The organism is Croceivirga sp. JEA036 (assembly GCF_011882165.1).
Lineage (GTDB): Bacteria > Bacteroidota > Bacteroidia > Flavobacteriales > Flavobacteriaceae > Croceivirga.
The window spans coordinates 407,139-432,890 of record NZ_JAATON010000003.1 but is presented as its reverse complement, the minus strand read 5'-3'; the positions used below and the strand labels follow the sequence as shown (position 1 = coordinate 432,890).

Here is a 25,752-nt window from a genome sequence, read left to right as displayed (position 1 = left end):
TTGTTTATAGTAAGCATTTTAGGCCTATAAAACAAGTTTAGAAGCCTATTAAAGTACTAGTCTTTAAATTCTTTTATTACAGCTTGGTTAGGCAACGCATCATATCCCATATTAAATAGTGTAAAACCAAAAATATCTGCGTATTGTTCTATGGTTTTACTAACTGGAGTGCCTGCTCCGTGCCCAGCATTAGTCTCAATACGAATTAATGTAGGGTTACTACCGGCTTGTTTAGCCTGTAACTCCGCTGCGAATTTAAAACTATGGGCTGGTACCACGCGGTCATCATGGTCACCTGTGGTCACCAAGGTTGCGGGGTAATTAGTCTCTGGTTTTACATTATGTACAGGGGAATAGCCTTTTAAATACTCAAACATTTCTTTATTGTCTTCCGCAGTACCATAATCATACGCCCAACCAGCCCCTGCTGTAAAAGTATGGTAACGTAGCATATCTAAAACACCTACGGCAGGTAATGCTACTTGCATTAAATCTGGTCTTTGGGTCATAGTGGCACCTACTAATAGTCCTCCATTAGAACCACCACGTATGGCCAAAAATTCTTTAGATGTATATTTATTTTCTATTAAGTATTCTGCACCAGCAATAAAATCATCAAATACATTTTGCTTTTGCAACTTGGTACCTGCATTGTGCCATTTTTTACCATATTCACCACCGCCTCTTAAGTTAGGTACAGCATAAACTCCACCCTGCTCCATCCAAACGGCATTGGCAATACTAAAAGATGGAGTTAGGCTAATATTAAAGCCACCGTAACCATAAAGTATTGTTGGATTTTTACCATTTAATTCTAAGCCTTTCTTATGAGTGATAATCATTGGGACTTTGGTGCCATCCTTAGAGGTATAAAAGACTTGAGTAGACTCGTAATCAGACGGATTAAAATCTATTTCTGGTTTCCAATACTGCTCATACGCTCCGGTATCAACATTGTATTTGTAAGATGAGCCAGGAGTATTATAATTAGTAAAGGAAAAGTAAAATTCTTTGTCTTCATCTTTACCGCCAAAACCACCAGCACTACCTACGCCAGGGAGTTTAACCTCTCGGATTAATTTTCCATCATAGTTATACTGGTAAACTTTTGATATAGCATCTACCATGTACTCTGTAAAGAAATAACCACCACCTTTACCAGCAGTCAATACATTTTCTGTTTCTGGAATCACGTCTTTCCAGTTTTCTGGGGTAGGGTTAGCTACACTGGCAACCACAATTTTTTTGTTTGGCGCTTCTAGATTCGTCACCATCCAAATTTGGTCACCTTCATTATCAATCACGTAAGTATCAGAGTCGGTATGGTCTAAGAGGGTAATTAAAGGGCTGTTTGCTTTAGTTAAATCTTTCATGAATAATTTATTGCCAGAAGTAGATACGGATGCCGAAATGAACAAGAAGCGTTCATCTTCTGATACACGACCACCTACATATCTGTGCTTTTCCGTAGCGGTACCACCAAAAATCACTTGGTCTTCTGCCTGTGGCGTACCCAATTTATGGTAGTATAATTTGTGCTGGTCCGTTTTTGCAGATAACTCACTACCTTTTGGCTTGTCATAACTAGAATAGAAAAAACCTTCGTTCCCTTTCCAAGAAATACCAGAAAATTTAATATCTACCAAGGTGTCTTCTACCTGTTGCATGGTTTCTGTGTTGATGATAATAGCCTTACGCCAATCACTACCTCCTTCAGAAATTAAATAGCCAGCTAAAGAACCGTCTTCCGTAAAACTTAACCCCATTAAAGAGGTGGTGCCATCTTCTGAAAATTTGTTTGGATCTAAGAACACCTCTTCTTTACCGTCTTCTTTTTTACGGTACACTACATATTGGTTCTGTAAACCGTCATTTTTATAAAAATAGGTGTAATCCCCTTCTTTAAACGGGGAACCCAGTTTCTCATAATTCCATAGTTTCTCCAAACGATTTTTTAAATCGGTACGGAACGGAATTTTATCTAAATAACCGAATGTGGTTTTATTTTGAGATTTAACCCATGCCTCCGTTTCTGGACTCCTATCATCTTCCAACCAGCGGTACGGGTCTTTTACGGTTTCTCCAAAGTATGTATCTACGGTATCTACTTTATTGGTGGCAGGATAATTCACAACAATAGGTTCTTTTTTAGGTTCTTGCTTACAAGCAATAAAGGTACCTATTGCCAGCAAAAAGGATAGTTTTTTCATGGTTTTTATGAGATTAGTCAAGCTAAAAATACCATGAAAAGGTTTGTATTCTGTATAATGCACAATGGTGTTAACTTTTTTTAACTAAAAATGCATCCTTACTGGTGCAAGGATGCATTTATAAATTTTGGCAAGCTGTAGTAAATAATCTTTACACTAGGGCATTAGCTACCAAATATTCTGCAATTTGTACCGCATTAGTTGCCGCTCCTTTACGTAGATTATCTGCAACAATCCACATGTTTAAAGTATTCGGTTGTGTTTCATCTCTTCGCATACGACCTACAAAAACCTCATCCTTGTCATGCGCGTATATAGGCATAGGATAACTGTTGGTCTCTGGATTGTCTTGTACTATTATTCCCGGTGTGTTGCTTAAAATTTCTTTAACTTCATTTAAGTCAAAATCGTTTCTAAACTCAACATTTACACTTTCTGAATGTCCGCCAGCGGTAGGTATACGTACTGCAGTAGCGGAAATACTAAAGGTTCTATCGTCCAATATTTTTTGGGGCTCACGAGCTAATTTCATTTCCTCTTTAGTATAGCCGTTTTCCATAAAAACATCACAATGTGGTAATGCATTTTTGTTGATAGGGTATGGGTATGCCATTTCACCTTTAATACCTTTTGCTTCATTTTCCATCTGTTCTACCGCTTTAACGCCAGTACCAGAAACGGATTGGTAGGTAGAAACAATAACACGTTTCATCCCATATTTTTTATGTAGAGGGTTCAAAGCCATAACTAACTGTATAGTAGAACAGTTAGGATTAGCAATGATTTTATCTTCTGTAGTTAACACGTCTGCATTAATTTCTGGCACTACTAATTTTTTATCTGGGTCCATACGCCAAGCAGAAGAATTATCTACCACAGTAGTACCAACAGCGGCAAACTTAGGAGCCCATTCTAAAGAGGTGTCTCCACCTGCAGAAAATATAGCGATATCAGGTTTAGCCTCTACAGCGGTTTGTAGTCCAATAACGGTATGTTCTTCGCCCTTAAAAGTTAATTTTTTACCCACGGAACGTTCAGATGCTACTAAGAGCAATTCATTTATAGGGAAATTACGTTCTGCTAGTACTTTCAACATCACTTCGCCCACCATCCCAGTGGCGCCAACAACTGCTACTTTCATTGTTTTACAATTTATGCAATACAAAGGTAGGCTACCTTTAGATGTAAACAAGCAATCTGAGCGGAATTATTTAAAAAACAACAAAAAGTTATAAATATAACAATTATAATGACACTAAAAAAAACCACCTAGTTGTCAGCGATAACAACTAAGTGGCTTTAAATTTAATTTAGTGATGTAGCGGTTAGCCCACCTGCAAAGCAATGCGGGTTACGTACTTATTTTTTAAGCGCATCTCTAATTTCCATTAACAAGTCTTTTTCAGACGGTCCTGGATCTGGAGCTGGAGCTTCTTCTTCTTTTTTCTTCATGTTGTTAACACCCTTTACAATCATAAACATTACGAATGCTACAATAATAAAGTCGATAACATTAGTTAAGAATTCACCATAAAGAACAGCAACTTCACCTACTTTTTCGCCAGCATCATTCATGGCACCTTCTTTTACAATGTATTTTAAATCTTTAAAGTCGGCATTGAAAATTAAACCGATAAGTGGGGAAACAATTCCACCTGTGAAAGAAGCAACTACTTTGTTAAAAGCAGCACCCATAACGAAACCTACTGCGATATCCACAAGGTTTCCTTTCATTGCAAAGTCCTTAAATTCCTTAAGCATTTTTATAGTTTAACAGGTTAATAGTGGCGCAATTTACAAAATTGGCAAATATTAATAAAATTTTAACAAACTAAATTTAGTCAATGATTTTACGTGTTACCCTAGCTGCAATGCCGGTCAGCAATTCGTAGGAGATAGTTTTTGCTGTAGTAGCTACCGTATTTGCAGAAAGCGCTGGTCCAAAAAGAGTTACCTCATCACCTTCTTGGCAATGAATATCAGACACATTGATCATAATCATGTCCATGCAGGTGTTGCCAATAATTGGTGCCAATTGACCATTAACCAGTACAAATGTTTGGCCTCCGCCGTATTGTCTACCAATACCATCTGCATGCCCAAGGGGCAGTGTGGCTGTTGTTACTGTTTTATCTGTGGTAAAAGAACGATTGTACCCTACGCTATCACCAGGCTTAATTATATGTATTTGAGAGATGACTGTTTTAAGGGTGGCTACGGGTTGTAATTTTGCATCATATTGAGCTTCATTGCCATAACCATATAATCCTATGCCACTTCGAACCATATCAAAATGCGCTTCAGGATAATTAAAAATCCCAGAAGTGTTGCACATATGTCGCTTGGGAGTATAACCCAAAACACTAGTGGTTTGGTCAACAAAGGCATTAAAAGCTTTAATTTGTTCTTGACTAAACACTTTTTCTTCTAAATCTTCTGAGGCTGCTAGGTGAGAGAATACGGACGCTATTTTAATAGCTTTTGTTTCTTTTGCCATTGCTAATGCTTCTGGAGCATCGCTTTGCGAAAACCCTAACCGATTTAATCCTGTATTAAATTTAAAGTGAACAGGGTAGGCTGTTTGTTGTTTTTCTTCGGCAAGTGCTATAAAAGCTTTTGCAATCCTAAGAGAATACAAATTAGGTTCTAAGCAACGTTCAATTAATACTTCTAGATTACCAATTTGTGGGTGTAGTACCAAAATAGGTAATTGTATACCAGCATCTCTTAACAATACCCCTTCTTTAGCATAAGCTACCGCTAAATAATCCGCACCAAGCGCTTCTAACTTTTTTGCTATGGCAACCATATCACTACCATAAGCAAAGGCTTTGACCACCCCTAAAAATTTAGTGCTTGTAGAAAGTTTAGATTTTAAATAGTTAAAATTATGGGCAAGCGCACCAAGGTCTATGACCAAAGTAGTTTCTGTAATTTTATGCATTCCCCTTTGGCTTGTTCTTTAACTCTTCCACATTTACATCTATTTTCTTAACGCGTTCTTTAAGCATTGCCTTATAAAAAGCACCTCTACTTAAAGGTTCATATTCTTCTACCTCCCCTAAAAGAACCAGTTTGTCATCATTAGATTTTCTAAAGCTATAATTAGCCAAATTACCTGTCCTTGTGCAAACCGCATGTACCTTGGTAACGTATTCTGCCGTAGCCATAAGGGCTGGCATAGGGCCAAACGGATTGCCTTTAAAATCCATATCTAAACCGGCAACTACTACCCGTATACCTTTATTGGCTAAATCATTACAAACGGTAACTATTTCGTCATCAAAAAATTGAGCCTCATCAATACCAACAACATCACACCCATCTGCCAGTAGTCTTATATTAGCAGCTGCAGGTACCGGAGTGCTTCTAATTTCATTAGCATCATGAGAAACTACCATTTCCTCATCATAGCGAGTATCTACCTGAGGTTTAAATATTTCTACTTTCTGTTTGGCAAACTGCGCACGCTTTAATCTGCGAATAAGTTCTTCCGTTTTTCCAGAAAACATAGAACCACAGATAACCTCTATCCATCCAAACTGTTCTTTATGGTTTACGGTGTTTTCAAGAAACATGTTGTATTTTTAACGCTTATTATGGTTTGCCATTAGAAAGGCAAGAGGAGCAAAGCTACTAAATATTTTAGCCTAAATCTACGTTAAAATTTAACCTTTTGTTTTTAATGGATAAGCATTTTTGGTAGTATTTTTATGTTTAAAGTTGTCGCGCCATGAAAAGAAAGTTAAGGGAAGAGTTGATTAAGCTATCTACAAACATCCTTACTTCTAGAGAAGATAGGGAGTTAATAGAATTGTATGATACAGCCAAACAATTGTTTGAAAAGCTGGCGGTGCTTAAATTTATAGAGGAAAACTTAACAGAAGTTGAGGTAGACGTATCTAAAAATGCCATTGCAAATAAGTTTGAATCCATGGCAAATGCGGTCTTGAGTGATAATAAGCAGGTGCCAGAAAACAATCCGCACCAGGAAGATATTATAACGCCGGGCATGGATACCATTAAAGACATGGTATCAGAAATGCCGAATGAAGCTTTGGAGTACATTTTTGGAGACTTTATTGCCAAGCCAGAAATGATGAAGAACGAAAAGGAGATTTTAGCGCCAGAAACGGCTCCTGCGGAGACCATATTACAGAAGAAATCTTTAAACGATAGAGTCAGTAAAGAATTTCAGATAGGTTTAAATGATCGTTTGGCTTTTGTAAAAAACTTGTTTGATGGCAGTATGGAAGACTATAGCCGAGTAATTAGCCAATTAAACACAATCGATAGTTTGGAGCGCTCTATAGCATTTATAGACGCTATGGTAAAACCAGAATACCATAATTGGGAAGGCAAGGAGGAATACGAAACCAGGTTTAAAGCTATTATTGAAAGACGATTTGCCTAAAATTAAACGAAGAAAAAATAACTAACCGATTGTTCTTACAATCGGTTTTTTTAATTAAGACAATGGGAAAATTGTTTTTGGTGCCTACGCCGATAGGCAATTTAGAAGATATGACTTTTAGAGCGATAAAAGTTTTAAATAGCGTAGATTTAATCTTGGCAGAAGATACCCGTACAAGCGGTAAATTATTAGCTCATTTTGATGTAGAAACACCAATGCAGAGTCACCATATGCATAATGAGCATAAAACGGTAGAAAACATAGTAAAACGATTAAAAGGGGGAGAGCAAATAGCACTTATTTCTGATGCAGGTACCCCAGCAATCTCTGATCCAGGATTTTTACTTACACGTGCTTGTTTAGAGCAAGAAATAGCGGTAGAATGTTTACCAGGGGCCACCGCTTTTGTACCTGCTCTGGTGAACAGTGGTTTGCCTAATGACAAATTTGTTTTTGAAGGTTTCTTGCCAGTTAAAAAAGGAAGGCAAACACGTCTACAGCTACTAGCAGAAGAAACTAGAACTATTATTTTTTATGAAAGTCCGCACAAGTTGCTTAAAACCCTAACACAATTTGCTGAATTTTTTGGTCCGGATAGGCCAATATCCGTTTCTAGAGAATTAACAAAAATGTACGAAGAAACGGTCAGAGGTACAGTCACCGAAGTACTGGAACACTTTAATACCCATGCCCCTAAGGGCGAATTTGTTTTAGTTGTAGGGGGTAAAAAGTAAGGTTGGCTGTGTATTTTTACAGTTCAACCAACCATTACTTTTAAAACTTTTAATCCTTTTTAAGGATGAAAAATTAAGCCTATAACGTTATTAACAATGTGGAGTAATTCCATGTCTAGTACGTACTGCCATCATGTTTTCCTTTTTCCCAACCATATTTGCCTAAATATTGGTCAGCGCTTTGCACAGCACCGTCTTCTATGTCCGTACCCATAGAGTCGTTCCATCGGTTTAAATATCCAAAAAGAGAAATAACACCTAGCATTTCTACAATTTCGCCATCATTCCAATGTTCATGTAAACGTGCTTTAATCTCAGCATTAACGGTATTTGGGACCTGAGATGCAGCCAAAGAAAAATCTAAAGCCGCACGTTCAGCTTCAGAAAATGCTGGGTGTGTGCGGTACTCCCAAATATTATCTAATTGTTCTTGTTCCGCACCATAACGTTCTGCAGCTCTAATAGCATGTGCTTGGCAATAACGGCACCCTGTAGCATTACTACTTACCCAAGCAATCATTCTTTTTAAAGCAGAAGTAACACGCCCTTGGTTTTCCATAACCGCCATATTCAGATTAATAAAAGCTTTGGAAATTGCAGGTCTATGTTGCATGGTTAAAACAGAATTGGGGCAAAAACCTAGTGTTTCGTTAAAAAACTGTGCCAATTCTTGTGTTTCCTTGTCGTGGTCTGGGTGTAAAGGGTTAACTAATGCCATTTTTGAGAATATTAAGTTTAGTTGCAGTATTTTTATTCTCTACAAGAAACGAAAACTTATGGCAAATACAAATCATATTTCTACTACGTGGTTGGGAAACATGCAATTTGAAAGCACCAATCCTTCTGGTAAAACCGTAACTATAGATGCTTCTCCAGATGATGGAGGGCAAGGAGATGGTCTAAGACCTAAAGCTCTAATGCTTTCTGGTTTAGCGGGTTGTTCTGGCTTAGATGTGGCTTCTCTTATAAAAAAGATGAAATTGAACGTAGATAAATTTCATATTGAAACCATTGCGAATTTAACAGAAGAGCATCCAAAGTATTATGACAAGGTGGTCATAGAATACCACTTTCATGGGGATGATTTAAACGAGGCCAAATTACAACGTGCGGTAGATTTATCTGTAGAAAAATACTGTGGTGTTATGGAAATGTTTAGAAAGTTTGCCGATTTAGAAATCAAGACCCTTTTTCATACCAATTAATACCACCATTACTAGAATTTTTCTATGCGTTGGACGCTAAAACCTAAACCCTTAGATGAAGATATTCAGAGGCTATCTACAGCATTAAATGTAGATAGCCTTATTGCACAGTTGTTACTGCAAAGAGGTATTTCTAGTTTTGAAGAAGCCAAAAAGTTTTTTAGACCAGAGCTAGCAGATTTGCATGACCCTTTTTTAATGCAAGATATGGACAAGGCTGTGGCTCGGATACAAAAAGCAATGGCGAATGGAGAAAATATTTTGGTTTATGGGGATTATGATGTAGACGGAACAACTGCTGTTGCATTATTATCTTCTTATTTGTTGGTGAATTACCCTAACGTAGCCACCTACATACCAGACCGCTATAACGAGGGTTACGGGGTATCTTATCAAGGAATTGACTTTGCAGAGGACAATGATTTCACGCTAATAATAGCTCTGGATTGTGGTATTAAAGCCATAGAAAAAGTAGCTTATGCTAAGGAAAAAGGTATTGATTTTATTATTTGTGACCACCACCGTCCAGGAGAAACCATACCAGAGGCTGCTGCTGTGCTAGACCCTAAACGTAATGATTGTAATTACCCGTATAAAGAACTCTGTGGGTGTGGTGTAGGATTTAAGTTGATACAGGCTCTAGCAGCTACTAAGGGTTTTGGTATAGAAACGTTAACGCCCTATTTAGATTTGGTAGCGACCGCTATTGCTGCAGATATTGTTCCTATAACAGGTGAAAATAGGGTATTGGCGTATTACGGATTGCAAGTGATAAATGCGGCTCCTAGGATAGGAATCAAGGCAATCATTAATCAATTAAAAAAGACTACCCTCACCATAACAGATGTTGTCTTTGTTATTGCACCACGCATAAATGCTGCTGGTAGAATGAAGCACGGACAACACGCTGTAAATCTGTTAACAGCAAACAACTATCAGCAAGCAGAACAATTTGCTAAGGAGATAGAAGAATTTAATACCAATAGAAAAGGTTTAGACCGGGAGATAACAGTAGAGGCCTTACAGCAAATAGAAGAACTTAAAGAGGAAGATAAATTTACCTCAGTGGTTTATAAAGAACATTGGCATAAAGGAGTAATTGGCATTGTGGCCTCTCGTTTAACAGAAACCTATTACAGACCAACTTTGGTTTTTACCAAAAGCGGAAAAAAGTTGGCAGCGTCAGCACGTTCGGTAAAAGGGTTTGATGTTTATAATGCCTTAGAGGCTTGTGCAGATTGCATAGAACAATTTGGTGGACACAAATATGCGGCAGGGCTGACACTCTCAGAGGAGCAATACCCAACTTTTAAGCAAAAGTTTGAGACTGTAGTGTCTAACACAATAGATGCTAAGTTGCTAACGCCAGAATTACAGATAGACGCAGCCATAGATCTCTACCAAATAACACCCAAATTAATGCGAATTTTAAAGCAGTTTGCACCTTTTGGTCCAGGCAATATGACTCCTGTTTTTATGACAGAAAAAGTTAAAGATACCGGATATGCTAAAGGCGTAGGCCAAGATGAAGCTCACTTGAAATTCTCTGTAACCCAGAATGGTTCCACCCCGATTGGTGGTATTGGTTTTAACTTAGGGAAAAAGCTACCGTTGTTAAAAAATAATAATTCCGTTGCCATTGCTTACACCATAGACGAAAATGAATGGAATGGTGTCGTAAGTTTACAGCTAAAATTAAAGGACCTTAAATAACCCAGTATGTCCAAACCTCTAGACCCCTATGCTGCCCTTCGTTTTAGGGAATTTAATATTTTCTTGTTGGTGCGTTTTGCAATGGTATTTGCATGGTCTATGCAGTTTATTGTTATTGAATGGCAGGTGTATACCCTTACCAAGGACCCACTTTCTCTTGGAATTATAGGATTGATGGAAATTATACCTGCGGTAAGTATTGCTCTCTTTGCCGGTCATTTTGTAGATCAAAATGAAAAGCGAAATCTGCTCGTAAAATGCATATTAGGATTCTCTGTGGTAAGCCTTGGCCTTTTTCTTGTAAGCGCACCATCTGTAACCGAAAAGTATAATGGTACAACCGTTCTTTATCTAATTTACGCCTTAGTATTTTTAGGGGGACTAGTAAGAGCTTTTATTGGCCCCACTATCTTTTCTTTAATTGCATTAATAGTACCAAAAAAAATCTATCCTAATGCGGCCACGTGGAGTAGTTCTACTTGGCAATTAGCCTCTGTATTAGGGCCTGCGTTTGCTGGCTTTTCTATCAGTTGGATTGGGGTACACTGGTCTATGTGTATCATCTTTGCTTTCTCTTTAATGGCTTTGTTGTTTTTGTCTCAAATTAAGAAGAAACCGATTTTAAATCCTAAAATTGGAGAGCCAGTTTTACAAAGTTTAAAAGATGGACTAAAATTTGTGTTTAGTACTAAAGCTATTTTAGGCGCTTTAAGTTTAGACATGATTGCTGTTTTGTTTGGAGGCGCGGTTGCCTTATTACCCATATTTGCGCAAGATATTTTACACGTAGGCTCTGAAGGTTTTGGTATTCTTAGAGCGGCACCAGCAGTAGGCGCCTCTATTACTATGCTGGGTTCTACACGTTTTCCATTACACAAAAATGCAGGTAAAAAACTCTTGTGGGCTGTATTTGGCTTTGGTCTGTGTATATTAGTTTTTGGTCTGTCTACCTACTTTTGGCTGTCTGTTTTAGCATTATTTTTAAGTGGTGCTGTAGATGGAGTTAGCATGATTGTGCGCCAAACTATTTTACAATTAAAAACACCCGACAACATGCGTGGTAGGGTAGCTTCTGTAAACTCTATTTTTGTAGGTTCTTCTAATGAATTAGGCGCTTTTGAAAGTGGGGTGGCTGCCAAATTGTTGGGCACGGTAAATGCGGTTATTTTTGGTGGATGTATGACTCTACTTACAGTGGGTGGTATGGCCGTTATTTCTCCAAGTTTTAGAAAATTAGACTTAACCCAAGATGTAGAAGAAAGGGAAAATGAAGTATAAAAAAATCCTTCCATAACAGAAGGATTTTTAAGTAGGTATAAAAAGATTTGGTATGCTTTTTTGCCGGTTAGGCAACTATGAATTTTAGATTGGGTTATCACTAATTCTGAAGTAAAAGTAGGGCACTTGCAGCGAGCTAAAAATTAATTGTTGCGAACACCGTTTTTTAAGATGTGAAAACGTTTAGGAATTGCTTTTATCAAGATAATGCAACTGCAATTGCGAGCCATCGAAAGAGGCATAAGTGTAATACTTAATCCAATCGCCCAAATTTATATAGGTAGATCTGCCATTTAAGTCTATTTTCATAGGAAGATGGCGATGGCCAAAAACAAAATAGTCATAATGCTGGTTCTTTAGCTTGCGTTTGGCATATTGTATAAGCCACTCTTTATCTTCCCCCAAAAAATTAGCATCTGCGTCACCAGAAATAACTTTATTATTTACGGATAAGTGTTGAGCAAGACGTACGCCCAAATCTGGATGTAACCATCTAAAAAACCATTTGCAAACAGGATTTACAAATACTTTTTTCATCATTTTAAAACCTGTATCTCCAGGGCCTAAACCATCTCCATGGCCTACAAAAAAAGAAGTGTTTTCAATCTTAAATTGTTGTGGCTTATGAAAAACTGGAATATTTAGTTCTTCTTCAAAATAGCCATTCATCCATAAATCATGGTTGCCAACAAAATAATAAATAGGGATGCCAGCATCGGTAAGTTCTGCTAATTTGCCCAGTGTGCGGACAAATCCTTTAGGTACTACTTTTTTGTATTCAAACCAAAAATCGAACAAGTCGCCCATCAAAAAAATAGCAGCAGCATCTTCTTTAATTTGGTCTAACCACGCTACAAAGCGCTTTTCTCTTGGTAGACTTGCTGCATGGGTAGGAGCTCCAAGATGATTGTCGCTAGCAAAAAATACTTTCTTGCCTTGTTCTAATTTTTTGATATCCATTTGGCGGCAAATATAGGATTTCTAGACAGTCTTGTTAAATTAGGCGGAAGGCCAAATAGGAAAAACCTATTACGAGTAGCGGAGCAGCAATCATAAATGGAATAACGCTACCACGGTATAGGTCCCAAAAGGATATCACTTTCATCGTTTCTGGTTTTTGTTTATCGTAAACAATAGAAACCACATCTCCAACCTTGTAGGGAGCAGGATAAGAACGTATACTGCTTGTGTATTCTAAGACTTGGTTTCTACGGTCTTTGTACTCAAAAACTGGGCTATACAAAGGATTATTGTCGCCTGTAAATACTTCTAGATGGATAACTTTAGCCTTGGTTTTAATTCCGTCTGCTAGTAGATTTTGTGTTTTGGTAAACTGAAGACATGCCATATAGGCAATAAAGACTCCCAGAGCAGCTAAAAATCCATAGAATACTAACCAAAACATAGGCCTGCGCATTACAGTAGCTTAACGTTTAAATTTCTTGTTATTTCTGTATCTGGTAATAATATAAACTGCAATTACAAGCAATGCCAATAGGGGCATAGTAAGGTTACTATTTAATAGCGATAAAAATTCCATCTATTTCTTTTTAAGAAAGAACGCTACAATAGCCGATGTTAGTATACCCATTGCTAAAGCACTAATAACACTCATAACTACATAATTGTTAAAATTGAAGTAGGCCTCCATGTCTACCTTATTGTTACCTAGAGAAATGCCATGAGCAATAGCGTTATTAAAATACTCTGGTGAAATATAATTATGAGTTAGGTATTGTGCCAATGGACTTAGTAAGGCTACAAACAAAGAAATAATTACGCCAGTAATAAAACCTTTTACCCAAGACATTTTACCATTGAGGTCTTTATCTCTTTTTTCTTTTAGAGCGAATACAAAAATAAGTATAGCTACTACTGCAAAAACATTAGTGTACAAGGGATGTTTTGCTATGTGTTCATCATGCCAGCCTAAACTTTTTTCTAGCACCATCCAAAGTAGTGCGGCTAGGGTAAAAATTACCCCCCATTTAATTTCTGTTTTAATAGTTTTCATCTTAAAAGCCGTTTAGTTGTGCTATATAAGGTACTAACTATTTTTTAAATTTTGCTAAGGCCTTTTTGGTATTTTCAGAAAGGGCAAGTCTTCCAGAAAGTTCAGCGCGGGCAGTAAGAAGCTCATCCCAATCCTCTGTGCCTTGCCATAATACTTGTTTCATAGCACTTAATGCTTCTGGGTTGTATTGGGATAATTGATGCGTGTAATGGTCTAGCGCTTGGTCCATTTCTGGGATAGAGTCAAATACTTTTGCATACAATCCTTTTTCTTTGGCCCAATATGCATTTTTCCATTCTGTTGGCGCAAAAGTAAGTTCTGCCAAGGCAGCTTTTCCTATTTTACGTTCCACGGCGGGAGCAATAACAAACGGACCAATACCAATGGAAATTTCTGATAGTTTAATGGCGGCTGCTTCTGTAGCCATAACATAATCGCACGCACTGACGAGACCAACTCCACCACCTACAGTTTTTCCCTGTACACGACCAATAATTGGTTTTTGGCAAGAGCGCATTGCATTTAAAACCTTTGCAAATCCACCAAAGAATGCACGCCCTTCTGTTAAATTACTAACAGCTACGAGCTCATCAAAAGAAGCCCCAGCACAAAAAGCACGTTCACCTTCTGACTTTAAAAGAATAACAGAGACCTCCGCATTTACAGCCAAATCATTAAAGGTTTTTGCAAGTCTATCTAACAATTCAGAAACAAAACTATTGCTTGCAGGGTGGCCAAATTCTATAGTAGCTAATTTATTTTCTATGTGGGTATAAAGACTTCCGTTTTGTCTGTCTGTTGTCATTGTTGTGTTGTTTTGTATAAAATTAGGGGTTTTGTACCAGCGGCTTAAACTTTTGCCAAAACTTAATTACTAAAGCCCCACCACGTATCGCCATCCAAACCATGAAAGCTATCCAAATAGCATAGAATCCCCACCCTAGGAATTTGCCCAAGTACAGAACAGGAATAAAACCCAAAAAAGTGGCGGCAAGTAGTACATTTCTTAAGTACTTCATTTCTCCTAAGCCCTTGAATAATCCATCAAAAATAAAAGCAATACTATTCATAGGTAAACCTAAAATAACTAAGTAAAAAATTCCGTAGAAGGTTTGTAAGACAATGGGTTCATTAGAGAACATTCGCCCTAAAGGCTTGTAAAAAAGAAATCCAAGAGCAACTAAAACTACACTTATTACAACACCATAAACAAATACTTTTTTTGCGAGTATCCATAAGCCTTTGTAATCTTTTGCGCCCAAAAGTTTACCACTCATTCCATTACCTGCAGCGGCATAGCCATCTATAAAAAAGGCCGAAAAAAGCCAAAGATTTATAGCTATTGTGTGGGCTCCGATGAACTGGTCTCCTAATGCTGTGGCCTCTCTTACTGCTAAAATGAGTGCAGCATTTAATGCAATAGCTCTGACAAATAAATTAAGACTCATGAAAATAAGCTTCCTAATCTCCGTATTAAAAGGAAGTTTTAACTTTAAACTTATACTGGTTTTGGTGCGTAATAGATAAAACACTAAAAGTGCCATAACAGCTTGCGCTATTAAACTTGCATATGCAGCACCTTTTAAGTAAAGGGCTGGTATGTAGCCTTCTATACCGTACACTAGAATAACGTCTAAAACTATATTTACTAGAGCACCTATTATAGCGATGACCATAGGGTAAAAAGTATTTTGCAGCCCCCTAAAAATACCGAAAATAGCAAAGGTAAATAGTGTTAAAGGGAAGCCCCAAACACGTATAGAATAGTAGGCTACGCAATAATCTAAAATTTTACCTGAAGCCTTAAAAAGAATAAATATTTCTTCTGCAAAAAATAGCGTACTGGTTAATAGGACAATGCTAAGCGCAATGTTTAAATAAATAGCTTGTGCAGGTAAATCTGCAACTAATTCTAGGTTATCCGCACCCAAATATTGAGATATAATTGAGGAAATAGCACTTCTGGTTTGCCCTAAAACCCAAATAAGCATAGATAAAAAAGACCCAACAATCCCTACCGCAGCAAGTGATTCTAAACCATCTACAGGAATATTACCGACAATAGCTGTATCTGTAATGGACAACACGGGTTCCGCAATTCCCGCGATAGTTGCAGGTATCGCTAATTTATTTATGGTTTTAAAGGAAACTACCGTTTTACTTTGCATGTTCAAGAATAAGTTCATAACAGTAAAAAGGGGCTGTACTCTGTTTAGGAAAGTAGATATTCCCTAATTTTTGATATCCTCTGGCTTCATAAAAACGCTGATTTCTTTTGTTTTTAGAAAAAGTATCTAAACGGACAGAGATTCCGCCTTGTTTTCTTATTTCTTCTTCCGCAAAATTCATTAATTGTCTTGCATACCCTTGTCCTTGTAAATTGGGATGTACGCAGAGCCGGTGAATATAAAAATTACGACCTTCTTCGGTTAGCCACGCTATGCTTTGGTATTCATCGTCTTTTAAGTTAGATATAACAATTGAGCCCATAATGGCACCTGCAACTTCTAAAACATATAGCTCTTTCCTCTCAAGGTCTTTTTCAAAAGCATTTTGACTGGGATAGTGTTCATTCCATTGATAAATGCCATGGGCAATCATGCTAGCAGCACAAGCCTTAGTCACGGATAGAAGCGGAGAAATATCTTTTTGAGTGGCAGGCCTAATCATAATTACACTTATATTCTGTAAATTTAGCTATATAAAAACAACCAAACTATGAAGAACATTCTTGTTCCAATGGGCACATCGCCCTCTGCACTAAATACTTTACAATATGCTGTTGCCTTTGCAAAAGAAATGGGTGCTCAAGTATATATTATGGACGTATTTACTTTAGCCTCAACTGCGGGCGCTTTATCTAATGTTACAGAAAAGGTGGCGGCAACAGGCAGGGAACAAATAAAAGAATACATAGCAAGCATAGATACCCTGGGGCAAGAACTAAAAATTGCCTCTTATAATGGTGATATTGTGGATGGTCTTAATCAAATTAATAAGGAATTGGGTATAGATTTAATTATTCTTTCACCAAAAAGTAATGATGTAAATGAGGAGTATTACTTGGGCAGCACCTCTGGCAGAATTGTTAAACTAACCAACATACCTGCATTAATTGTACCTAAAGATTACACGTATAAACCTGTAAAAAGTATTTTGGTAGCGTTTAAATCTGGGATTTTAAAAAGAGGAAGAATACTAAATCCTTTGGTAGAGGTTGTAAATACATTTAAAGCAGAAGTTGGTCTGTTATTGGTGAAGACACCTGGTTATACGGATGAGGATTTACAGATTAACACATCACTTTTAGACCTGAGTAAAAATCTTACCATAACAGAGAACCAAACTACCTACCATGGGGTGCTAGAACATTTTCAACAGTACCAACCAGATATGCTTTGTGTTTTTAGAAGAAAACGAGGCTTCTTTAAAAAGCTTTGGGAAAAGAGTACCATTCTAAAGTCCGAGTTCTTTGCCCCAGTACCTGTTTTAGTACTTAGTGTAAAAAAGTATTAAAGAATAAAACTATTTTGATACTTATGCAAAATGTAGTTCCTTTGCGAACTGCAATGGGGGATTAGCTCAGTTGGCTAGAGCGCTTGCCTGGCAGGCAAGAGGCCACCGGTTCGAATCCGGTATTCTCCACGGAAATAAAAAAATGCCACACCTATGTGTGGCATTTTATAGTTATAGACTAGCCATTATTTTTTTTAAGTCTTCTTCCGTAATAGGTTTTACAAAGTAATTGCTAACCACGTTAAGTTCCTTAGCGCGCTCGTGGTCGCGTGCGTCTATAGAAGAACTAACCACATAAATTTTTACCTTCTCTCTATTGTGGTTGGGTATTTTTACAAAATCTTCTAAGAACTCCCACCCATCCATAATAGGCATATTTAAATCTAGAAAAATAACTTCTGGTAAGGGTTGATTATTATTTAATCTTTCTACAAGGCCATCTATGGCTTCTTGTCCATTTTTAAACACTAATAAATCGTTACTAAATCCAATTTTTTTCAATAGAATTTTCATTCCAAAAAGAAAAATAGGGTCATCATCTACTACACAAGAGACGGCTAATTTGCTCATGATAAATCGTTATAAAACGTTAATATAAAAGTAGACCCTTTATTTGGTTTGCTGTCTACGCTAATATCGCCATTCATGGACTGCATTTGGTTTTTAGAGATAAATAACCCAACACCTCTTGCCTCTGGATGGTCGTGGAATGTTTTATACATTCCAAATATTTTTTTCTTATGTCTAGGTAAGTTAATACCTAGACCATTATCTTTTATGCTTATTCTACTCTCGTCCTTATCCTTATAAAAATCAATAGTTAATTCTAAATCCTTATCTGGACGTTTATAACGGACAGCATTAGAAATAAGATTTAAAAGTACACTTTCTAAGTAAGGTTGTATTGCTGCTACTTTCGCTTTTTCGTTAATGTTGTTTTTTAGGGTGGTATTGGCATTTTTTAATTGGTCCTTTAAGCTTTCTAGAACAATATCTAAAGATTTTTTAATAGGAATCTGTTTAATTTTTTGTGAATCATCTGTGGAAATCTGAATTACTTCATTTAAGTGCAGTAAAGTTTCATTTAGATGGGATGAGGACTGTTGTAGCATGTCTAGATATTCTTCCAAATCTTCTTGTGTGCTATTATCCTGGCTAATAAAATGAGAAAGCATGGAGATATTAGAAGAATGAGAACGTAGATTATGAGAAACAATGTGTGCAAAATTGAGTAGACTATCCTTTTGGTTGGTTGTCAATTTTAAAAGCTTTTGAAGGCGAGCTTCGTTTTGCCTTATTTCTGTTATATCCCAATTGGTGCCAATCATTTTATAAGGTTCACCTTTGCCGTCTCTTAAAACGGTTCCTTGGGCTTTTAGCGTTCTTATTTTATTGTATTTGGCAATAATACGGTACTCACTATTGTATTCTTTGACTCCCCTAATGGCTAAATCTACTTCTTTTAATACTCTAGGTCTATCCTCTGGATGTAAACTATCTACCCAATGTTTAAAGTTATTAGTAAAGGATTTAGGGTTTATGCCAAATAAGGTAAACATATTGCGATCCCACACAACGGCATCTGTACGTAAATCGTATTCCCAAATACCAATTCTGCCAGAGGTTGTGGCAATTTCTAGTCGGCTGGCAGCTTTAGACATTTCTAATTCTGCTCTTTTTTCCTTGTCTATATCTTGGAAAGTGCCAAATAGCCTAATACATTCTCCATTTACAAAATCAGTCTCGCCTTTAGCGCGTACCCATTTTTCATTTCCTTTAGCCGTAATAATGATGAGCTCTTCATTATAAGAAACTCCGTATTTAACAGCATTGTCTACTAGTTGCTGAATGCGCTCTCTTTGTGGACCTTCTTTGTAAAATTTTATACCTGTTTTTAAACTGGGCTTATAGCTCGGGGGCACTTCATGTATTTTCTTAGTGCTTTCTGTCCAAATTAATTCTTTGGTTTTAATATTTAACTGCCAACCACCAACCAAAGCGACTTCTTCTACACGAGTGAAAAAGTCTTGCATTTGTTTGTGTTCAGAAACTTCTTCTAGATAAATAAAAAGATTTACCGTTTGGTTATTTTCTAGAACTGGCTTAATACGCCATTTAACCCATTGAATGGCATCCTTGTCATTTACATACTGCACGGCATCATTATGATCCTCTGTTTTATAGACCATGCAATCATTTATAGTAGAAAAAAATAAGGTGGGTAAAAAAGGTATGGCTTCTGCAATATGTACCCCATACAAATCTGATTTGCCAGGGATAAATTCTACCAGTAAATGCCTAGAGTATTCTTCAATTTCAAATTGACTGTTTAAAATAAAGGCAGATACAGGAAGCTCTTTTATGTAATTAAATGTTGAAATTGTTTGCAATGATTAAGTTATTACCTACAAAAATATAACATATAATTAGTACGAAATATTTTCTGAAAAGTAGATTAATCTTCAATTTAATCAAATCTTTTAAAAAGCATGTTATGATTAAGAATAAAGTAGCCTATATCACGGGCGGAAGTAAAGGAATAGGACTTGGCGTAGCAAAAACACTTCTAGAGCAAGGTGTGCGCGTGGCCATTAGTGGTAGAAATTTAGAAACCGTAAAAAAGGCGGCAGAAAGTTTAGGGAATTCAGAGATGGTTTTACCTATAGTATCTGATGTTACCAAGCTAGAAGATGAAAAAAAAGCGGTAGCTGAAATTTTAGATAAGTTTGGACAATTAGACTTTATGATTGCCAATGCAGGGGTAGGTCATTTTGCTTCTGTTGATGAAATGAAAGACGAGGACTGGCACCAAATGATAGATACTAATCTTACTGGAGTTTTTCATAGTTTAAAGGCTGCTGTAAGTGCGCTTAAAGAATCTGAAGGATACTACATAACGCTAGCTAGTTTAGCGGGGACAAACTTCTTTGCTAACGGTGCGGGTTATAACGCTACTAAATTTGGTGTAGTCGGGTTTACACAAGCCGCTATGTTAGATTTAAGAAAGTATAACATAAAGGTAAGTACAATTATGCCAGGGTCAGTGGCAACACATTTTAATGGTAATGAACCATCAGAATCTGATAAATGGAAAATACAGCCGGAAGATATTGGCAAATTGGTTCTAGACCTACTTACAATGCACCCAAGAACTCTACCCAGTAAAATAGAGGTAAGGCCTACGAGACCAGATTTAAAATAGACTATGTAATTTCTTCATCTAAGAAGGGAATTTCCGCATTAAAGATAGCCTTGATTAATTGGTGTAATTCGTTCTCAAATTTTGCCAAGAGGTCAGGGCTTATTTCTGTATTGGCACGGCCTCTAGAATGTGTTTTGGTGCCAAAATATATAATCGCTTGTTGTATTTGTTTAATAGGTACAATACCAGCTTTAAAGGTGCCAATGGAGTGTTCTTGTTGATACATGTAAGCATAACATAACAGCTGAAATGCCTTAAGGTTTTTTGGAGTAAATGCTAACTCTCCTTCTTTAGACACCATTTGTACTTCAGAATTATTTACATTACCTGTTTTATAATCTATAATTTCTAACACACCATTAACTTCATCAATACGGTCTAAAGTACCTTTTAAATGGATAGGGAAATTCAAATCTGGAATGGTCAGTGGACAGAACATTTGAGCTTCCAGACCTAGTAAGTAAACCGTGTTTTCTGTACATCTTTTGATATCTAAAGCAATAAAATCTGCTATATATTTTTGTACAACATTAAAGGCAATTAAATTTTGCCCGCTACTAAAGTCACCTACATCATAGATAGTTAAAAACTGTTGCTGTACTTCGGTTTTAATTTTAGGTAGTAAGCTTTTTAGTAACTCAGGTGTTAATTGAGTGTTTAAATATGGCAAATACAATTGCTCCAGAGCGTTGTGTACAATGGTGCCAAAGGTGTTATAAGCTAGCTGTTCTTCAACACTGTCAATATCATTTATTCGTAAAACATTCTGTTTATAAAAGGTGTACGTGTTTTTTATATAATTTGATAAAGATGAGGGCGAGAAACCTTTAGAAGCAATAGATTTTAAATCATTTAGAAGTCTATCTGTTTTTTTAACAGTTACTGGTGGTGAGCTCAAGGTTGTTATTGCTGGAGTAGCAATATGATGCTTTACCTGAAATTTTAATTGGTCGTCTGTTAAAAGCTGTGCTATAAAACGGCTTTTCTCATTACCTAATAACACATCTGGTTCTGTATTATACGTTACGTATACTTGGCTTGCTCGCTGTAATAAACGGTAAAAGTGATAGGTGTAAATGGCATCTTTTTCTTTGTAAGTGGGCATTTTATATTCCTTTTTAACATCATAAGGAATAAACGAATTGTTGCTTTTACCTGCTGGCAGTATACCCTCGTTTACAGAGGTCATTAGAACAGTTTCAAAATCTAAACATCTACTTTCTAACATACCCATAATCTGTAAACCACTTGTTGGGCTACCTTTAAAATCTAATTGTTCAGTAGAAATAAGTTCTAAATACAGTGCATTTAAGGATTTGATACTAGAAATATAGGTTTTCTCCAATCCCAGATTCTTTAACTTTAAAAACAGTTTGATAAAAGCTTGTGTAGCTTGTACTTCATAATGATTTTTTTGGTTTTCAAAATAATCACTTATGGTATTTAAGAGTAAAAGAAGTAAATCTATAAAGTTTTGTGTGGTTAGCTCAGTGGAGGCGAACAATTGATGTAGTATAGTGCCAGTACCTTTTAAAAACTGTAAATTATCTGGATGTATAAATAACACATTATGGTGTTGTATGTGCTGCGTGATTACAATGGCTTTATGTATACCTTCTTTTTGCAAAACAATTTCTGTCATTGGATTTCCTAGAAATTGTAGCACATCTTTATAGAAAACTCCTCTAGCACTTTTGTTTAAAAAAAGCTGAAAGTAGGCGGATATAAATTGGTGTAAATTGGTTTTCTCTAGGGGTAACCCCATAGTAATATTTACTTCTGGAATGTTTTCTGGCAAAGAGTTGATAATCGCAGGTAAAAGGGTTTCGTCTGCAAGTACCAAAGCCACTGTGTCTTTTTTGGTTTTGCGTTGGTAAAGGTTTGCAAGTAAGTTGCCAATGAATTTTGCTTGAGTTACATTTTTGGGAATTCCGTAAATGTTGACCTCTTTGTTTTCTGCGTTGTAATTATTGGAAAAGTAATGTTCTTTAGTAGGTAGCTCTTTCCATTTTTTAAAATGGTTGCGGATAAAATACCCAACATCATGTTGAGGGTCTTCATAGAAATACGAGTCTATATCCCAGTAAATTTTATTGTTGGTTTTGCTTATAAATGCTTTTATAAGCTTTATTTCTGCTTCATTCAACGCATTAAAGCCAATAAAATGATAGCTTTTTTCTCTATGGTTTTCAAGGTATTCTTCTACATTTTGTTGAGCTTTTTTGTAAATCAACCCTTGATAACCGGTATTTTCAGACCTAAGTAATTCTAGATAGTTTGGGTAGAGCTGACCAATTGTCTCTAAAAATAAGGTGTGATTTTTAATGAGTTTAGTTGGTTCTAGCTTTAAATCCCACTTTGCCATACGTTCAATGGCTGTTAAATAATCAAATAACACTTGAGCATCTACTAAATGCCGATCTATTTCATTAAAGTCACCCAAAAGGGTAGTACCCCATTGTAGAAATTGCTCTAACTTTTCTTCTGGATGTTGTTTTTGATATACTTCAAAAAGAAGCAAAAGGATTTCTAGATTAGTACTATGTTCTAAACCAGATATTTCTTGAATAAATTCTTCTATACTATAGATTTGTGGACTTAGTATAGGCTTTTCTATCTGTTGTGCAAGGTAGTGTTTAAGATAGGTACCCGCCCTTCTACTAGGGAGTACAAAGACCATTTGGTTTAAATTTTTATGGTCTTTTAAAAGTTGTATTAGGGTTTCTTCTAGAAAACTTTTCATATATAAAAAAGCCCCGACAAATGCCGGGGCTTTCTATGGGTTTAATTACTTAAACTTATTTTACTAGGTTGATTTCAACCCTTCTGTTTTGCTTTCTACCAGCTCTTGTATTGTTAGTTGCGATAGGCTTATCTTCACCGTAACCGATAGCAGTTAATCTATCTGCCCCAATACCTTTTTCAATTAAGAAGTCTCTAACTGCGTTAGCTCTCTTCTCTGACAATTGTTGGTTCAATTTGTTGCTACCAACGCTATCAGTGTGTCCTTCAACAGTAAACTTAGCGTTAGGATACTCGTTCAAGATTTGGATAATGTCTACCATTACAGAAGTAGATTCTGCTTTAATAGAAGACTTACCAGTGTCAAACAAGATTGTTCTAGCGTAGTCATTCAATTGTTTCTGTACTTCTTCAGTAACTTCAGGACAACCGCTGTTAGCTACTGTACCAGCAACTTCTGGACACTGATCATCTTTGTCAAGAACACCATCTTTATCAGAATCAGCCCAAGGACAACCTTTGTTTTCAGCAGGACCAGCATCGTTAGGACACTCGTCTTTGTTATCAGCAACACCGTCACCATCAGCATCAGGACAACCAGCTAAAGCAGGAAGACCAGCTTCGTTAGGACAAGCGTCATCTTTATCAGCAACACCGTCACCGTCAGCATCAGGACAACCGTTCATTTCTTTTGAACCAGCTTGGTCTGGACAGCTATCTTTGCTATCTTCGATACCATCACCGTCAGAATCTGGACAACCATTGAATGCTTCTAAACCAGCAACTTCTGGGCAAGCATCATCCTTGTCATAAACACCATCACCATCAGTGTCTGTACCACCAAATTTGATGCTAAGACCAGCTAAGTGCTGAAAATGCTCTACTCCATAATCTTCAAAAACGTGCTTGTATTGAGTCTGTAAAGTTAAACCTACGTTTTCTGTAAACCAGTAGCTTAATCCGATACCACCATTAACAGTACCTGCACCGATTTCGTCAATCCAAGTGTAACCACCACCAATCTCTACGAAAGGATCTAGTTTTGTGTTTTGTAAGATGTTGTACTTAATAGTACCATCTACTGCGTAGTGAGATAAATCATCTACACTAACATCTCCTAATTTCTCAATTCTGTTAAGTGATCCTCTTGCTCCTACAGAGAAACCATCACCAACGTATCTAGATACAGATACATAAGAAATAGAAGGAATAATGTTCCAGTGATCTGAAACGTTGAAATACTCGTCAAACAAAGAGCTTGTAATAACACCGTCAGCAGGATCGGCATTAGTAGGGTAACCGTCTACCGCGTTTACACCAAAACTCACCAACCAAGGATTGTTTTCGTCTTGCGCGCTAAGGTTGTTTAACCCTAAAACAAGTAAGGCAACAACTAAAAATTTGCTTAGATGTTTCATGTTCAAAATTTTAAGTTTAAGTGTTTATCAGCTGCAAATGTAAGTTGTTAGCACTTATTAACAAAATATACCTACCATTTTTTTATGCAACTATTTTTATTTATGGACTATTTAGATCACTTCTAAGGACTTGCCTATTTTAGTAAATGCCGTTATAGCCTTATCTAAATGTTCTTTTTGGTGTGCAGCGGACAATTGTACTCGTATTCTGGCTTTACCTTTGGGTACTACTGGGTAGAAAAAACCAATAACGTAGATGCCTTCTTGCAATAGACGGTCTGCCATTTCTTGTGCTAGCTTTGCATCATATAGCATTACAGGTACTATAGCAGAGTCCCCATCTATAATATCAAACCCAGCAGCTTTCATCCCTTTTTTAAAGTATTCCGTATTGTTCTGTAATTGATCTCTAAGGGTGGTATTATTAGACAAAAGTTCAAATACCTTTATAGATGCTCCTACAATTGCAGGTGCTAAAGAATTAGAAAACAAGTACGGTCTAGAACGTTGCCTTAATATTTCTATAATTTCTTTTTTACCCGTAGTGTAGCCACCCATTGCACCGCCTAGTGCTTTACCCAAAGTGCCAGTAATAATGTCTACCCTGTCCATAACGTTTTTTTCTTCTAGGGTTCCTCTACCGGTAGCACCAATAAAACCAGCTGCATGGCACTCGTCTATCATTACCATAGCATCATACGCATCTGCCAAATCACAGATTTTATCCAAAGGCGCTAATAAGCCGTCCATGGAAAAAACCCCATCAGTCACAATAACCTTAAAACGGGAACCATCAGCATTGGCTTGTTTTAGACATTCTTCTAAAGCAGCCATATCATTATTAGTGTAGCGATACCGTTTTGCTTTGCACAAACGCACACCGTCAATGATGGAGGCATGATTTAAACTATCAGAAATAATAGCATCTTCTGCGGTTAACAAAGGTTCAAATACTCCACCATTAGCATCAAAGGCTGCAGCATATAATATGGTATCTTCTGTACCGTAAAATTCTGCAATTTTTTCTTCTAGCGTTTTATGAATGTCTTGGGTGCCACAAATAAAACGAACAGAAGACATACCGAACCCGTGTGTGTCTAGCGTGTCTTTGGCTGCTTTAATAACTTCAGGATGAGAAGAAAGCCCCAGATAGTTATTGGCGCAGAAATTAATTACTTCTTGCCCATTGGCTATTTTGATCACAGCGTCTTGTGGAGAAACAATAATGCGTTCCTTTTTGTAGAGCCCCGCTTCCTTAATTTCTTCTAATTCTTTTTCTAAATGCGATTTAATTTTACCGTACATA

Annotated in this window: 24 protein-coding genes and 1 tRNA gene; 8 read left to right on the top strand and 17 right to left on the bottom strand. The window is 36.8% G+C overall.

The genetic code is table 11. The features are described from left to right. Positions 1 to 56: 56 nt before the first annotated feature. From HCO57_RS10375 to HCO57_RS10355, 5 genes are all read right to left on the bottom strand, one after another. Positions 57 to 2,210, bottom strand: coding sequence for a prolyl oligopeptidase family serine peptidase (locus HCO57_RS10375; RefSeq protein ID WP_167988978.1), 2,154 nt, complete (start codon positions 2,208 to 2,210; stop codon positions 57 to 59). A 151-nt stretch (positions 2,211 to 2,361) separates the two neighbouring features. Then, entirely contained in the window at positions 2,362 to 3,351 is a 990-nt protein-coding gene (locus tag HCO57_RS10370; RefSeq protein WP_167988977.1) for an aspartate-semialdehyde dehydrogenase, read from the bottom strand. Between the two features lie 218 nt (positions 3,352 to 3,569). Further along, positions 3,570 to 3,971: a large-conductance mechanosensitive channel protein MscL gene (mscL, locus tag HCO57_RS10365; RefSeq protein WP_167988976.1), complete on the bottom strand. Its 402-nt coding sequence runs from the start codon at positions 3,969 to 3,971 to the stop codon at positions 3,570 to 3,572. 76 nt (positions 3,972 to 4,047) lie between these two features. Then, complete coding sequence (gene alr, locus HCO57_RS10360; protein WP_167988975.1) at positions 4,048 to 5,154, bottom strand: alanine racemase; 1,107 nt, start codon at positions 5,152 to 5,154, stop codon at positions 4,048 to 4,050. Beyond that, complete coding sequence (locus HCO57_RS10355) at positions 5,147 to 5,788, bottom strand: thymidine kinase (protein WP_136950376.1); 642 nt, start codon at positions 5,786 to 5,788, stop codon at positions 5,147 to 5,149. Before HCO57_RS10355 ends, alr begins: the two co-directional genes overlap by 8 nt. A gap of 155 nt (positions 5,789 to 5,943) precedes the next feature. On the opposite strand from HCO57_RS10355, the gene HCO57_RS10350 reads away from it, so the two are divergent. After that, on the top strand, positions 5,944 to 6,624 hold the full coding sequence (locus HCO57_RS10350) for a hypothetical protein (RefSeq protein WP_167988974.1): 681 nt from the start codon (positions 5,944 to 5,946) through the stop codon (positions 6,622 to 6,624). A gap of 62 nt (positions 6,625 to 6,686) precedes the next feature. Then, entirely contained in the window at positions 6,687 to 7,358 is a 672-nt protein-coding gene (gene rsmI, locus HCO57_RS10345; protein ID WP_167988973.1) for a 16S rRNA (cytidine(1402)-2'-O)-methyltransferase, read from the top strand. A gap of 115 nt (positions 7,359 to 7,473) precedes the next feature. Here the strand turns inward: rsmI and HCO57_RS10340 are convergent, their stop codons facing one another. After that, positions 7,474 to 8,076: a carboxymuconolactone decarboxylase family protein gene (locus tag HCO57_RS10340; RefSeq protein WP_167988972.1), complete on the bottom strand. Its 603-nt coding sequence runs from the start codon at positions 8,074 to 8,076 to the stop codon at positions 7,474 to 7,476. Positions 8,077 to 8,134: 58 nt separating this feature from the next. Between HCO57_RS10340 and HCO57_RS10335 the strand changes: the two genes are divergently transcribed. From HCO57_RS10335 to HCO57_RS10325, 3 genes are read left to right on the top strand one after another with little or no spacing between them, the layout of a single operon-like run. Continuing rightward, positions 8,135 to 8,563 (top strand): OsmC family protein, encoded by a 429-nt coding sequence (locus HCO57_RS10335; RefSeq protein ID WP_136950380.1) that lies wholly within the window; start codon positions 8,135 to 8,137, stop codon positions 8,561 to 8,563. Positions 8,564 to 8,587: 24 nt separating this feature from the next. Then, complete coding sequence (gene recJ, locus HCO57_RS10330) at positions 8,588 to 10,276, top strand: single-stranded-DNA-specific exonuclease RecJ (RefSeq protein WP_167988971.1); 1,689 nt, start codon at positions 8,588 to 8,590, stop codon at positions 10,274 to 10,276. 6 nt (positions 10,277 to 10,282) lie between these two features. Continuing rightward, complete coding sequence (locus HCO57_RS10325; protein ID WP_167988970.1) at positions 10,283 to 11,554, top strand: MFS transporter; 1,272 nt, start codon at positions 10,283 to 10,285, stop codon at positions 11,552 to 11,554. A gap of 183 nt (positions 11,555 to 11,737) precedes the next feature. On the opposite strand, the gene HCO57_RS10320 is transcribed toward HCO57_RS10325, so the two are convergent. The 6 genes from HCO57_RS10320 to HCO57_RS10295 form a co-directional block, all read right to left on the bottom strand. Continuing rightward, positions 11,738 to 12,514, bottom strand: a complete 777-nt coding sequence (locus HCO57_RS10320; protein ID WP_167988969.1) for a UDP-2,3-diacylglucosamine diphosphatase — start codon at positions 12,512 to 12,514, stop codon at positions 11,738 to 11,740. Positions 12,515 to 12,548: 34 nt separating this feature from the next. Beyond that, entirely contained in the window at positions 12,549 to 12,959 is a 411-nt protein-coding gene (locus HCO57_RS10315; protein ID WP_167988968.1) for a DUF3592 domain-containing protein, read from the bottom strand. Positions 12,960 to 13,094: 135 nt separating this feature from the next. Continuing rightward, complete coding sequence (locus tag HCO57_RS10310) at positions 13,095 to 13,568, bottom strand: DUF4199 domain-containing protein (protein WP_167988967.1); 474 nt, start codon at positions 13,566 to 13,568, stop codon at positions 13,095 to 13,097. A gap of 37 nt (positions 13,569 to 13,605) precedes the next feature. Further along, positions 13,606 to 14,373: an enoyl-CoA hydratase/isomerase family protein gene (locus HCO57_RS10305; RefSeq protein WP_167988966.1), complete on the bottom strand. Its 768-nt coding sequence runs from the start codon at positions 14,371 to 14,373 to the stop codon at positions 13,606 to 13,608. A gap of 22 nt (positions 14,374 to 14,395) precedes the next feature. Beyond that, entirely contained in the window at positions 14,396 to 15,736 is a 1,341-nt protein-coding gene (locus tag HCO57_RS10300; RefSeq protein ID WP_167988965.1) for an MATE family efflux transporter, read from the bottom strand. Continuing rightward, a complete protein-coding gene (locus HCO57_RS10295) occupies positions 15,726 to 16,238 on the bottom strand; it encodes a GNAT family N-acetyltransferase (RefSeq protein WP_167988964.1) in 513 nt (170 codons plus the stop codon). The genes HCO57_RS10300 and HCO57_RS10295 overlap by 11 nt, the downstream gene beginning before the upstream one ends. Before the next feature lie 48 nt (positions 16,239 to 16,286). Here HCO57_RS10295 and HCO57_RS10290 point away from each other — a divergent pair, with 48 nt between their 5' ends. After that, positions 16,287 to 17,084: a universal stress protein gene (locus HCO57_RS10290; RefSeq protein WP_167988963.1), complete on the top strand. Its 798-nt coding sequence runs from the start codon at positions 16,287 to 16,289 to the stop codon at positions 17,082 to 17,084. A gap of 55 nt (positions 17,085 to 17,139) precedes the next feature. Then, positions 17,140 to 17,213 (top strand) — tRNA-Ala (locus HCO57_RS10285). Between the two features lie 42 nt (positions 17,214 to 17,255). Here the strand turns inward: HCO57_RS10285 and HCO57_RS10280 are convergent. Continuing rightward, a complete protein-coding gene (locus HCO57_RS10280) occupies positions 17,256 to 17,654 on the bottom strand; it encodes a response regulator (protein WP_136950390.1) in 399 nt (132 codons plus the stop codon). After that, positions 17,651 to 19,474: a sensor histidine kinase gene (locus tag HCO57_RS10275; RefSeq protein WP_167988962.1), complete on the bottom strand. Its 1,824-nt coding sequence runs from the start codon at positions 19,472 to 19,474 to the stop codon at positions 17,651 to 17,653. Before HCO57_RS10275 ends, HCO57_RS10280 begins: the two co-directional genes overlap by 4 nt. Before the next feature lie 104 nt (positions 19,475 to 19,578). Between HCO57_RS10275 and HCO57_RS10270 the strand changes: the two genes are divergently transcribed. Further along, positions 19,579 to 20,286 carry an SDR family oxidoreductase gene (locus HCO57_RS10270; protein WP_167988961.1) on the top strand — a complete coding sequence of 236 codons (708 nt, stop codon included), beginning with the start codon at positions 19,579 to 19,581 and terminating at the stop codon, positions 20,284 to 20,286. Position 20,287: 1 nt separating this feature from the next. Here HCO57_RS10270 and HCO57_RS10265 read toward each other — a convergent pair whose 3' ends face one another. The 3 genes from HCO57_RS10265 to kbl all read right to left on the bottom strand — a co-directional run bounded on the left by HCO57_RS10265 (position 20,288) and on the right by kbl (position 25,751). After that, on the bottom strand, positions 20,288 to 23,029 hold the full coding sequence (locus tag HCO57_RS10265; RefSeq protein ID WP_167988960.1) for a PD-(D/E)XK nuclease family protein: 2,742 nt from the start codon (positions 23,027 to 23,029) through the stop codon (positions 20,288 to 20,290). Between the two features lie 55 nt (positions 23,030 to 23,084). After that, complete coding sequence (locus HCO57_RS10260; RefSeq protein ID WP_167988959.1) at positions 23,085 to 24,446, bottom strand: OmpA family protein; 1,362 nt, start codon at positions 24,444 to 24,446, stop codon at positions 23,085 to 23,087. Positions 24,447 to 24,557: 111 nt separating this feature from the next. Then, positions 24,558 to 25,751: a glycine C-acetyltransferase gene (gene kbl, locus HCO57_RS10255; protein WP_167988958.1), complete on the bottom strand. Its 1,194-nt coding sequence runs from the start codon at positions 25,749 to 25,751 to the stop codon at positions 24,558 to 24,560. Position 25,752 lies beyond the last annotated feature (1 nt).